This is a genomic window from Streptomyces candidus, from assembly GCF_014207445.1.
GTDB lineage: Bacteria > Actinomycetota > Actinomycetes > Streptomycetales > Streptomycetaceae > Streptomyces > Streptomyces candidus.
This window is the reverse complement of the sequence record NZ_JACHEM010000014.1, coordinates 128,226-141,144: the sequence shown is the minus strand read 5'-3', so window position 1 is coordinate 141,144 and position 12,919 is coordinate 128,226. Positions and strand designations below refer to the sequence as shown.

Below are 12,919 nucleotides of genomic sequence, written 5' to 3'. Positions count from 1 at the left end.
TACCCCGTCCGCGGTCTCTCGCGCGAAGGCCGGTCGGTGGCAATCACCCGCTGCTGTGGGGGTGTTGCGCGCGGCGTGGGACGCAGGGGCCGGTCGAAGGTGCCTGTGAGAAGCGTTGACGCGCATGCGCCTTGGTCCTACGGTCTCGTCCGACAACGCGATCGCCGTTCGGTATATCGGACAGCTTCGGCGACGGCCGCCACCATCGAAGGAGACCCGAGTGAACCGCACCCCCGGCAGCACCCCCAGACGCACCCGAATTTCCGTGCGGCGCAGAGCCCTCGTCGCTCTGCCCGTCGCCGCGCTGCTCGCCCTCGTCCCGAGCAATGCCGTCGCCTACCCCAACCCCGGCCGCGTCACCGGCGACACCGTCGTCCACGACCCGTCCATGGTCCGCACCTCCACGGGCAAGTACCTGCTCTACTCCACCGGCGACGGCCTGCAACTGCGCACCTCCACCGACCGGATCGCCTTCGGCCGGAGCGGCTCCGCCTTCCCCGCCCGGCCGAGCTGGTGGAACAACTACAACTCCACCGGGGACGTCTGGGCGCCGGACATCTCGTACCACGGCGGCAAGTACCTGATGTACTACTCCGTCTCCTCGTTCGGCTCGAACAAGTCGGCCATCGGCCTGGCGACCTCCACCACGGGCGAGGCCGGCTCCTGGAGCGACCGCGGGGCCGTCTACACCTCGACCACGTCCAGCGACTACAACGCCATCGACCCCAACCTCTTCGTGGACGACGACGGCACGTGGTGGCTGTCCTTCGGCTCGTGGTGGACCGGGATCAAGCTGATCAGGGTCGACCCCGCGACGGGCAAGCAGCACACCGGCGACACTGCTCGGCGTCCGCTCGCCTCGCGTCCCACCGGAACCAAGGCCGTCGAAGCGCCCTACATCGTCAAGCGGGGCGGCTACTACTACCTCTTCGCGTCGTACGACACGTGCTGCGCGGGCACCAGCTCCACCTACAAGATCAAGGTGGGCCGCTCCACCAAGGTCACCGGCCCGTACGTCGACAGGAACGGCGTCGCCATGATGAACAACGGCGGTACACCGGTCCAGGAGAGCCACGGCCGCTACATCGGCCCCGGTGGCCAGTCGGTCCTCAAGGACACCGACGGTGACCTGCTCGTCTACCACTACTACGACGGCCTGGACAACGGCACTCCCAAGCTCGGCGTCAACCTCTTGAACTGGAGCTCGGGATGGCCCGTCGCCTACTGACCCTGCTGATGGCCCTCGTCCTGGGCATCGGTCTGGGCACCGGCGCCGCACAGTCCGCGCCCGCCGCCGAGGGCCGCCCGTACACGAACCCGGTCAAGACCCAGAAGGGCGCCGACCCCTGGATCTCCTACCACCAGGGCAATTACTACCTGGTGACCACGAGTTGGACCCACGTCATCACCATGCGCAAGTCGCCCACCCTGGCGGGGCTCGCCACCGCGCCGAGCGTGCAGGTGTGGGACGGCAAGGCCGACAACGTTTCTCGCTGCTGCAACATATGGGCGCCGGAGCTGTACTTCGCCGACGGCCGCTGGTACCTCTACTACACCGCCGGCGAGGAAAGCACCGAGTTCGGCTCGCAGCGCCTGCACGTACTGGAGAGCAGCGGGTCCGATCCACAGGGCCCCTACCACTACAAGAACCGTCTGCAGCACTCCTCGCTGAGCGGCTGGCTCATCGACGGCAACGTCATGACCGTCGGCGGCAAGCTGTACCTGCTGGCCAGCGCCTGGCAGGGCAGCAACCAGAACGTGCTGATCGCCCCGATGTCCAACCCGTACACGGTGAGCGGCGCGTTCACCACCATCGCCTCGCCCACCCACGCATGGGAGAAGGTGGGTTCGAACGTCAACGAAGCACCGGAGGTGCTCCAGCGCGGCGGCAGAACCTTCGTGATCTTCTCCGCGAGCGGCTGCATGACCCCCGACTACAAGCTGGGGCAGCTCGAACTCACCGGCCCGAACCCGCTCGCCGCTTCCTCCTGGATCAAGAAGCCCACGCCCGTCCTCCAGCGCGACGACGCGGCGGGCGTGTACGGCCCCGGCCACAACGGCTTCTTCAAGTCGCCGGACGGAACCGAGGACTGGATCGTCTACCACGCCAACGACGCCGCGTCCGACGGCTGTGACAACGGCCGTACGACGAGGGCGCAGAAGTTCACCTGGAACGCCGACGGCACCCCGAAGTTCGGCAAGCCGGTCGCGCTCGGCACCACACTGCCCGGCCCCTCGGGCGAGAGCGCTGCCACCCCGACGGCGTACACCCTCACCAACCGCAACAGCGGCAAGTGCCTCGAGGTGGCGGGCGGTTCGACCGCGGACGGCGGCAACGTCGAGCAGCGGACCTGCGGCGGCGGCAGCAACCAGAAGTGGCGGATCGAAGACCTGGCCGACGACACCAGCCGCCTGGTGAACGTGGGCAGCGGCAAGGTCCTCGACACCGCCGACTGCTCGGCCGCCGACGGCGCCGCTCTGCGCCAGTGGTCGTGGTTGAACAACACCTGCCAGAGGTTCCGCCTCATCACCACGGACGCGGGCTGGATCCGCGTGACCAATCAGGCCACCGGCAAGGTGGCCGACGTCGCCGGCTGCTCGACGGCGGACGGAGCCGACGTGCGCCAGTGGTCCTGGCTCGGCAACGGCTGCCAGCAGTGGCAGCTCAAACCGGCCTGACCCGCACGCCGGACCGACGCGCCCACCTCTTCCCCGGCAGGAGCCGTTGCGGGGCGGTCCGGGGGCGTGCCGGTCCGGTGGTGCGGACGGTCCCGGCGGCGGTTCGGACGGTTCCGGGGCGTGCGGTGCGCACGACCGCACCGCACGCCCCGGCACTCCGCCCCAGGAAACAGGACTGTCAGGTCACGCCTGAGGGCCCTCCGTCACGCCGAATCTGGCATGCACGCCACGCAAGGACTTCGGACACCACCAGTTCGCCGTACCCGCCAACTTCATGATCGCGGGAACCAGGAGAAGCCGCACCAGCGTGACGTCCAGGACGACCGCGAGGCTGAGTCCCACGCCCAGCATCTTCAGCGGGGTGAGTTCGGAGGTGGCCATCGCTGCCATCGCGGTGGCGAGGACAAGGGCTGCCGCGGTGAACAGGCGCCCGGTCTGTTCGAGCCCGACGGCCACGGCGGAGGTGGTGTCGCCCGTGCGGCGGTGTTCCTCCACGATGCGGGACAGCAGGAACAGCTCGCAGTCCATCGAGACGCCGAAGGCCACGCAGAACATCAGCACCGGCAACAGCGTGTCCGTGGTGCCGGTCACCTGGAACTCGCCGACCAGCCAACGAAGATGGCCCTCCTGGAACACATGGACGATGGCACCGAACGTGGCGGTGAGACTGAGCAGGTTGAGCACGACGGCCTTCACCGGAATGAGAATGCTCCCGGTGAACAGGAACAACAGGACGAAAGTGACCAGCATGATGATCGCGGCGGCTGCCGCCAGCCGGTCGCCGACGACTGTTCTGGTGTCCACGAGCGCCGCCGCGTCACCACCCACCAGTGGGGGCACCGGGGCAGGCACCGCCCTGAGCGCCTCGACCAGCTCACCGCCCCCGGCGGAGACCGGCTCGGTGTCGGTGACGAGGGAGAGCCAGCTGCCGCTCGCCCCGGTGAACCGGGCGGACCGTGGGGAGGGCGCGGCGGACCGCTGTCCGCCGGTGTAGGAGCCCGTCGCGGTGTCCACGGCGAGCACATGGGGGGTCAGGGACACTCGGCGCGCGTAGGCGTCCAGGTCCGGCATCGTCGACGGACCGTGCAGGTCCGGCAGCACGATGCTCACCACCGCTGTCGCCTGGGCGTCGAAGTCGTCGCGCATCGTCTCGGTGGCCCGGTGCACGGGTGAGGAGGCGGAGAGCGAGCGGTCGTCCGAGAGTCCGAACTCGACGCGCAGGAAGGGACTTGCCACGCACAGCAGCGCCGGCACCACAACGGCCACGGTGATGAGGGGACGGCGCATGACGGCCCGCGCGCTGCGGTGGAAGAAGCCCGCCTCGCCCCTGGCGGCGACAGCACGGGCGCCGCTTCCGGAAGCCGGTGGCGAGCCGCGCCGATGGTCGATCCGGCGGCCGACCGCCAGGAGGCACACCGGCAGGACGGTCACCGCCGTGAGCCCTGCCAGGGCCGCCACACTCATGCCCGCGTAGGCCAGTGAGCGCAGGAAGTGCAGCGGGAAGACCAGCAGGGCCGCCATCGACAGGCTGACGGTCAGCGCGGAGAAGAAGACGGTCCGGCCCGCCGTACGCACGCTGGCCAGAACCGCCTGTCCGACGTCGCGTCCCGCGGCCAGTTCCTCGCGGTGTCGCGTGATGATGAACAGGCCGTAGTCGACGGCCAGTGCGAAGCCCAGCGCCGTGGTGAGGTTGACCGCGAAGACCGACACCGGGGTGAACTCGGTGATCACACGCAGGATCGCCAGCGTGCCCGCCATCGCGATACCGCCGACGGCGAGAGCGAGCACAGCGCTCAGGACGTTGCCGAAGACCCAGACCAGGATGAGCAGGGCGAGCGGGGCGGCGACCATCTCCGCCCGTACGAGGTCCTGCTGGCTCTGCGCTTCGAGTTCACGCTTGGCCACCGTGCGGCCCGCGCCGGTCACCTTCAGGGGCGTGGCGCTGTCGGCGGCTTCGCGGCGGATGTCCTCGGCGGCCCGCGTCACCTCGTGCTCGCCGCCCTTCAGCCGCAGACTGACGAGCGCGGTGCGGCGGTCGCGGGAAACGAGCGCCGGTTCCCCCCACGGCCAGTACGAGTCCAGATGCTGCACGCGCGGGTCACCGCGCAGCCGTTCGGTCAGACGCCGGCCTGCGGCCGCAGCCTGCGGTTCGTCGACGGACGCCGTCCCGGTGACCAGCAGGACGAGGTCGGGATTGCCGGAGTGGAAGTGTTCGCGCAGCATGACGTCCGCGCGGGCGGAGTCGGCATCGGCCGGGGTCCAGCCGCCGCCGGAGAGCTTGCCGAAGACGCCGGCGCCGAGACCTCCCAGCCCGATCGTCACCAGCAGCGTCAACACCAGGAACGGGTACCGCCACCTGGCCAGTGCGCCGACCAGGCGCTCGGCGCGCGTGGGGCGAAGTCGCGGTGCGGACACCGTGTCCACGGTGCCGGTGTCCAGGGTGTCGGTCATCGCTCGTCACCGGAACGGACCGTGACCTTGTCTCCGCCGCGGACGACCTGGACGACGTGGCGTCGTCCGTCCGCGGTGCTAGCGGACCGGAGGTCGTCGCTCACCTCCACGGTGTACGGGTGGACCCGGGCGAGCCGGCCGACGTGTTCCTTGACGGCGATCACCGCCAGGTGGTCCCTGCCCCGAGAACCCGGCGGCAGGCCCAGGGTGTGCGCGAGTGTGCCCGGCAGCCAGTCCAGCCCGTCGACCTCATCGGCGAGGATCTCCGTCGCACCGTCGACCGTTGTGGTCAGCGCGATCGAGTCGACGGGGCGCCGGTTCGCGAGGAAGTCCCGGCGGTCGGCGAACGGCACCCCGGCGAACGGGCCGAGGGGCAGCAGGACGTGGACCAGCCGGAGCGCGGCGGCGACCCGGCCGTCCACACACAGTTGGAGGTCGATCGCCGCCAAGGGGCCGACGCCCAGCGCGTCGGACACCGGTCCGGCGAAGCGTGCCTCCGCCTCGGCCTCCCCGGCCCCGGGAAGCTCTTCGTACAGCTCCAGCGACTCCACCCGGAAGGGGAAGCCCGCCCACTCCGTTCCGAGGTGTGGCATCCATCGCCACATACTGGCGGACGGAACCACCTGGACGAGGGCGTCCAGCACACCCTGGTGCAGGTACCCCCGCGGCACCGTCCCCCGTGCGGTGTCGATCACGCCGGACGATCCGGTCGCCCCGACGGCCCACGACGTCAGGTACTGGAACGCCGGCCCGTGGAAGAGGTCGGCCGACGCGTACGGGTCGGGCTGCTGCACGGCGTCCGGCAGCGGGGCGAACCGTTCGGGACGGCTCGTGGGCCGGGTGCCGACCACCACGGTGCCACGTGCCGCCTCCTCGAACCGTGACAGAGCGGGTGTCGCCGCATCGCGCCAGATCAGCAGCCGCACCTCCAGGCCGGCCGGTGTGGGCGTCACCTCCGTGCGGAACCGGGCAGCTTCGGCGAGGAGAATCCAGCGGCGGAGCCGGACATCGCGCACGGCCACCACGTCCTGCCCGGTGTGGTCCGCCGCCGCCTGTGCGAGGAGGTCGACGACGGACATCATCGGCAGCGCGGGGACCGTCCAGGTCGGGCAGTGGTCGTTGACCCAGACGTCGACGGCGGGGTCGAGTGTCCTCTCCGCCTCCGCCTCCGCCTCCGCCTCCGTGCCTTCGCCGGGAACGACCCGGACACCGAGGCCGCGGACGTGGTAGAGGCAGGTGTCGTCCCCCCACAGCCGGGCCTCGGCGATCACGCAGGGTCCCCGCGTGTCCGCGGCGACCTCCACGATCTCCAGGTCGATCCTGATCAGACGGTTGGCCGGGGTGATCTGCCCGCGGTACTTCCACGTCACCTCGTGGCCGAGCGTCACGGGCTCGAACCGGGGCTGCGGCACTCCCCGGGTCAGGCCCCGCTCGATCGCGTAGAACTGGAGCAGTTGGCACATGGCCTCGATGCCCAGCGACCCCGGCTGGACCGGGTCCTGGAAGAAGTGGGCCCGGAAGAACCACTCGCCCGCGTCGACGTCCTTCTCCGCCGTCAGCCGCCCCAGGCCCGCGCCGCCGCCGTCGGGCCAGTAGCCCGTGATCCGGTCGAGCATCAGCAGCATGGGGCCGGGCAGGTGTGCGGCGCCGCCGAAGTAGCGCTCCGGGCGCGCCGTGAGGTCGACCGCACCCGGGCCGGGCTCCCGCAGCGCCGCCAGGGCGTCCTCAGGCACCGGCAGTCCGGGCTGATGTGCGAAGGCCGCAGGCGGAAAGAAGCCGAACACCGTCGAGAGCGCGAAGGCTTCCTCTCCGTCGGCGACGCACCGCACCTCGAACGAAACAATGATCATCCCGCCGCTCCGCGAGATCCTCGTCAGCTCCGCCTCGGTGCGCACGGTCCGGGTGGACGGCGAGATCTCGGCCGTGATGGTCCCCGTCCCGTCGAGGTTGCGGAAGAGCAGATCGGTCTCCGTCGTCAGCGGGCTCCCGACATAGCAGGCCAGCCACCCGCAGGGCTGCAGGGCGATCTCCATGAGCACGGCGAACGGCATGACCGGGGCGCTGTTCTGCTCGAAGTACCACGCGTGGTCGGGTACGTCGTACTCGGCGACCACCGCGCTGCCCTCCCGCATGCCCTGCTGCGGCCCTCGTACCGAGGCGATGCGGGTCATGAAGTGGTAGGGAGGTCCGGGCAGCCGCGCGATCCGACGGGTGCCGTCGAAGGCTCGGAAGGCGGGACCGAACGCGTCGCTCGGCCTTCCCCAGGCGCAGGCCAGCAGCGAGGGGTGGTCGAAGGCGAATCCGTCGACCACCGCGACGTCCTTCGTCTCCCGGTGGCCGACGAGTCCGCCGAGGGAGGCGAGCGGTACCGGGGTTCCGTCGGTCTGCTCGGCCCGCCCGCCCAACTGACGCCAGTGCGTCAGAGGCCAGTCCGGCACCAGCCGGAGTCCGAGGTTCTGGCCGTGGAACGCCTTGACCCCGTCGACGGTGCCCAGCACATCCGCGTAGAGCGTCGGCTGCGGACCGGCCGAGACGCCGTGCACGAACACCTCGTACACGATGCGCTCGGAGGCCGGTGTGGCCTGCCCACGGCAGTGGGCGGTGAAGGGCTGTTCGTCCACCGGTTCGAAGCGCCATCCGTCCCTGCCGATGGTGAACCCCAGGGCTGCCAGGTAGAAGGACATCGCCTGGAAGGCGGCCTGGAGCATCAGGGTTCCCGGCATGCACGGGTCGTTCCTGAAGTGTCCCTCGAAGAACCAGTCGTCGGGCGCGACCGGCGTCCGGGCGCGGAGGTATCCGTGCCCCCACGGTCCGCCCGCCGGGTCGAAACCGGTGACCTCGTGCAGGAGCAGCAGGCGGCCGTTGTCGAGCCGCGGCGAGCGCACGTGTGACCTGGTGTGTTCCCAGCCTTCGCCGAAGCAGTCCGCCGGCCGGCCTTCGGCGAAGGCCCGCACCTGTTCCGCGGTGAAGGACGACCGCGTGCAGGTCACCGCCGGGGCGTCCAGCGGGACGCCGGAGGCCGGTGCGCAGCGGGCGGGGTCCCAGAGCACACCGTCCGTGCCGTCGAGTTCCGCCTTGGTGAAGAAACCCGCCTGCCCGTTGCGGACGCTCAGCCGGAGCTCGTCGCCGACGTAGCAGTCGTAGTGGAAGAAGAACAGGCGGATGCCGTCGTGCTGGGCGTGCCGGTCGATGCGGATGTCGTACCGGAGTGTCTCGCCGGCCCGGGGCAGGGCACCGTGGAAGGTGAGTTCGCAGCCGAGCAGACGGTACGCCCGCTCCCCGCGGTTGAGCAGGTCGATCCCGAGCCAGCTGATCAGCAGCAGATCGGCCTGGCCCGCCTCGACGAGCATCCCGGCCGGGATGTGTCCGGTGGGGTCGAGATACCAGCTGTCGAGGCGGATGTCCGTCTCGGTCCCGATCTTCCCGGTGGCGTGTTCGGGGCCGAGTTCGGCCAGGGCAGCGGGGATCGCGTCGAGGACGGTGACGCGGTCGGCGAGCAGCATCGGGGGAGCGGGCATACGGGTCTGCAGCGCGTATCCGTCCTGGGCGGCGAACTTGGGGCCGAACAGCGAGGACAGCGGGTGCTCGGCGAGATGTTCCAACTGGGCCCGGTCGAACGTCGTCCCGGGTACGTGCTGCGGCTCCCCGGCGGCGGTGGCCGTGGTTGTGGCTGTGGCCGTGTCGGTGCGGGCGGGCGGCGGCCCGTCGGCCGCGGGCAGGGCGAGCGCCGGAAGCGCCGCGGGGAGCGGGCGCTCTCCGGCCGGAGCAGTCGTGGGCGATGGCGGCACGGCTCCGGCCGCCGATCGAACGAGGGCGGCGGCCAGTTGTGCCCTGCCCTGGAGGAACGTCCGGTGCGACTGGAGGTGCATCGCGAGGACTTCCTGATGCAGTTCGCTCACGCGCCGGGTCTGCTGTGCGACGAGCGTGGGCAGGTCCGTCACCTGCGGTTCGGCGTCGGGGGTCGGGGGCACAGGGCCTGTGGTGACGGTGCTTGCCCGGGCGGTGCCCGTGGCACCGGATCCGGGGGCCGCGGGGGGCGGGCCGACGGGCACGGGTCCGGTGGTTGCGCAGGGCGCGACGGGAGCCAGCCGCGGGGCCGGGGGCATGATGGTCGGAGGCTGTCCGAGGGGCGGCAAGGAGATCTCCCAGTGGGCGGACATCGTGAGAGTCGGGGCGGGTTCGCGTTCCGCCGGTGCGGCTGCCCGCAGTTGTGCCACGAGGTCGTCGGCGCGGACCGGTACCCCGGCGGCGAGCAGTTCGGCCACGACGAGGTACACCTGGCGCAGCCCCCGGTCCTCGGCGTCGAGGGCGACGGCCACGTGCTCGCGGTCTCCCAGGACGCGCTTGATCCACCCGGTGCACAGCCCGCGCGGCCCGTGCTCGACGAAGACCCGGACGCCGTCTGCCCACGCCCGTTCGACCGTTCCCGCGAAGTCGATCGTGCCGAGGCCCTGCGCGGTGACGGCATCGGCCGCGCTCTCGGCCGTCGGGGTGTACCAGCCTGTGCCGGCCCCGCTGTAGAACCGCACGCCCGGCACGGCCCGGGTGGGCCGGTGGTGCAGGGTCCACCACCGGTCGCGCACCTCGGCGAGTTCGGGTGCGTGGGCAGCCAGGTCGTAGTCGATCGGGAGGGCGTGCGCGGCACCGAGGCGCGCCACGACGGCTGCACACGCCCGCGCCTCGCCGCCGATCACACACACGTCGGGCGCGTTGACGGCCATCAGGTGAACCGCGCGTTCGCCCGCGAGTTCCGTGCGGACCCGGTGCAGCGGCGCGGTGACCAGGTAACCCGACCAGCGGTCGCCCTCGATGCCGAGCCGTTCCCACACACGGCGGATCCCCCGGAGCTCACCGGTCAGTTCGCTGGTGAACAGGTCGCTGCGCAACGTGTCGTGGTGCAGGGCCGCGACATCCGTCCACGCGCCGAGGGCGACCAGCGCCGCCGACTCACCGGAGGAGTAGCCGAGGGCGGCGTCCGGTCGCAGACCGAGCACTCCCCGGGTCAACTCGGTGTGGACGGCGGCCAGTCGGGCGGCCCCCCAGATCCGGTCGAGGACCGTCGGGACGGAACCGGGCGTCGATTCCGGGCGGCCGGCCGTTCCGTGTGCGGCAGCGACCGTGTCGCCGAGGCCGGGCAGCGCCAGCAGCAGTTCGCGGCCCATACCGGGGTAGGCGGCCGACCCGTTGGTGTACACGAAGGCGACCTCGCCTGTCACCGGGGCGTCGCGGTAGGCCACCCCTGCGGGCTTGACGCCACCTTCGGCCAGCCAGCGCCGCGCGGCCTCCCGGTGCGGCCGGGGATCGCCGTCCGACACGATGACCAGCCGGGCCGGGCCCTCGCGGGACTCGGTGCCCGCATCCAGCGCGGCCAGGACCTCCCGCCGGTGTGCACCGGAGTACACGTACAGCCGCGGCACCGGATCGGGTGCCCAGGACCCGGGGTCGGCGGCCCGCAGCTGTACCCGGACCGGGCCGGCCTCCAGCGGTGACACCTCGACGTGCGCGGTGCGCAGGCCCGGGTCGGCGGTGGCCCGGGTTCCGGCCCGGGGCCGCGCGCGGTGGTGCAGCGCGGTCGTCGCGACCGCGACCGCCAGGAGCCCCTGCGCGGCGTGCGCACGGCCGAAGAGATCCGCCGGGTCGAACCCGGCGTCCGCTCCGTCGCCGAGGACCAGGTCCGGCAGGCCGGTGGGTTCGCCGTCCAGGAGGGCCAGTACGCGATCCCCGTCCCTGCGGGCGTCGGTGAGGGGTTTGAGTACGAGCGCGACCGCGCCGTCCCCGGGGGAGTCGTCCCGGCCGAGTGCGCGCACGGCCGCTTGGTGCACCGGTTCCCAGGAGAGGTCGACGGCGCCGACGAGCGCCGCGTCAACCTCCCCCGCCCGCAGGGCGCGTGCCGCGAGGTCCAGGGCGACCAGGCCGGAGGCTTCCTCCGCCGACACCGTGCACCCGGGCCCGGCGAGGTCCAGTTGGGTGTTGATCCGGTTGGCCACGAGATTGGGCAGGGTGCCGACGATCCGCTCCGCGGCCATGGGTGCGGCGAACGCGTCCTTGAGGTCCTCGGCCGACCGGGGACCGGCGGCCTCGCCCGCCTCCTCCAGCCAGGCCGGCACCCGCCAGCGCGCCGTGGCGCGGGCGACCTGCGTGTCGATGCCCGTCCCGACGAGGACCATGGTGCGCTCGCGGGGGAGGGCGATGCCCCGTGCCGCGTCCCGTGCCGCCTCCAGCATCAGGACCTGCTGGGGCAGCGCCTGTCCGGCCGACAGCGGCGGGAAGGCCAGGCCCGGCAGGGCCACCTCGATCGTCGACAGCGGTCCGCACCGGTCGCCTTCGAGTACCGCACGGGGAAAGTTCCGGGGATCGGCTCCCGCGCCGACCCGGACGGAGACCGCGACAATCGCCACCGGCGGACTCGGCGGACTCGCGGGGCGGGTGGGCGCGGGGGCGGGCGACCCGGGGCCGGCCGTGTCGTCCCAGGCGTCGACGACGAGGTGCGCGTTGGTGCCGCCGAAGCCGAAGGCACTCACCGCCGCGCGGCGCAGCCCGGGCCACTGTTCCGACTCGCGCAGTACCCGCAGCGGTGTGCCGCGCAGTGCGCTCAACGGCTCCTCGGCGCCGAGCGTGGCGGGACGGGTACCGGCCCGCAGGGCGCCGAGCACCTTCAGCAACCCGCCCGTACCGGCGGCGGCCAGCAGGTGCCCGACGTTGGACTTCACCGATCCGATGGGCACGTCGGCACTGTCGGCGAACACCCGCGCCATGCTGCGGACCTCCGTCACGTCCCCGACCGGAGTCCCCGTCGCGTGGCATTCCACGAGCGAGACGGTCCGCGGTGCGATGCCCGCCATGGCGTACGCCAGACGCATCGCCCGCTCCTGGCCCTCCTGTGCCGGACTGAGCAGCCCCCTGCCGCGCCCGTCGGTGGAGAGCCCGACCCCCCGGACGACGCCGAGGACCGGCGTGCCCCGGTCGACGGCGTCACGCAGCCGCATGAGGGCGACGAAGCCGGCTCCCTCTCCGTGCAGCAGCCCGTCGGCGTCCCGGTGGAAGGGGCGGCTGCGGCTCGTTCTGCTCATCGCGGACAGGCCGCAGAACCCGATGTGCAGGAACAGGTTGTCGGCACGGTGGGCCGCCCCGGCCACCATGACGTCCGCCGTCCCGTCGTGCAGGCGGTCGCAGGCCAGCTTGATCGCGTACAGGGACGAGGCGCAGGCGGCGTCGAGGGCGAACGCTCCCGCACCGAGCCCGAGCGCCTTGGCCGCGAAGTGGGCGGGGAGCGCCGAGGAGAAGCGGTTGCGCGCGTCCGGCCTGGTCCGCCCGGCGGCGGTCAGCAGGGACGGTGCCGCTTCGGAGAGCCACACGTGTTCGGCGAAGGCCGAGCCCGTGCCGGTGGGGTAGGACAGGTTTCCCATGACCATCCCGGCACGGGGCGACGGCCCGTCGTGCCCGGCTTCCCGCAACGCCTGCCGGGCGGCGTACAGCACCCAGTGGAAGAGCGGGTCCAGGCCGGCGATCTCCTCGGGGGCGACGAGGAAACCGCTCGGGTCGAAAGCCGGTTCGAAGCCGCGGACGTAGCCGCCGACGTCGGTCCACGTACGGTCGAGGTGGTCGTCGACGCTGCCCAGGGCCCACTGGTGCGGCAGTCGCCAGCGGCCGTCCGGGACGGCCGACAAACTGCACCGGCCGGCGGCGACGTTGTCCCAGAACGCGTCGGGATCGAGGGCGTCGGGGAACACACATCCCCGCCCGACGATGGCGATCGGTTCGAAGCCCATACCAGTCTCATCTCACGGAG

General features: G+C 71.9%; 4 protein-coding genes. 2 read left to right on the top strand and 2 right to left on the bottom strand.

The annotated features are described in order from the left end of the window. The first annotated feature begins 259 nt into the window (after positions 1-259). Together HNQ79_RS25090 and HNQ79_RS25085 are read left to right on the top strand one after the other, a co-directional pair. Positions 260-1,228: an arabinan endo-1,5-alpha-L-arabinosidase gene (locus HNQ79_RS25090; RefSeq protein ID WP_229923506.1), complete on the top strand. Its 969-nt coding sequence runs from the start codon at positions 260-262 to the stop codon at positions 1,226-1,228. Beyond that, positions 1,210-2,679, top strand: a complete 1,470-nt coding sequence (locus HNQ79_RS25085; RefSeq protein ID WP_185034815.1) for a family 43 glycosylhydrolase — start codon at positions 1,210-1,212, stop codon at positions 2,677-2,679. Before HNQ79_RS25090 ends, HNQ79_RS25085 begins: the two co-directional genes overlap by 19 nt. 183 nt (positions 2,680-2,862) lie before the next feature. Here HNQ79_RS25085 and HNQ79_RS25080 read toward each other — a convergent pair whose 3' ends face one another. Continuing rightward, on the bottom strand, positions 2,863-5,130 hold the full coding sequence (locus HNQ79_RS25080) for an MMPL family transporter (protein WP_185034813.1): 2,268 nt from the start codon (positions 5,128-5,130) through the stop codon (positions 2,863-2,865). Further along, positions 5,127-12,899 carry a polyketide synthase gene (locus HNQ79_RS25075; protein WP_185034811.1) on the bottom strand — a complete coding sequence of 2,591 codons (7,773 nt, stop codon included), beginning with the start codon at positions 12,897-12,899 and terminating at the stop codon, positions 5,127-5,129. The genes HNQ79_RS25080 and HNQ79_RS25075 overlap by 4 nt, the downstream gene beginning before the upstream one ends. Between the last annotated feature and the right edge of the window lie 20 nt (positions 12,900-12,919).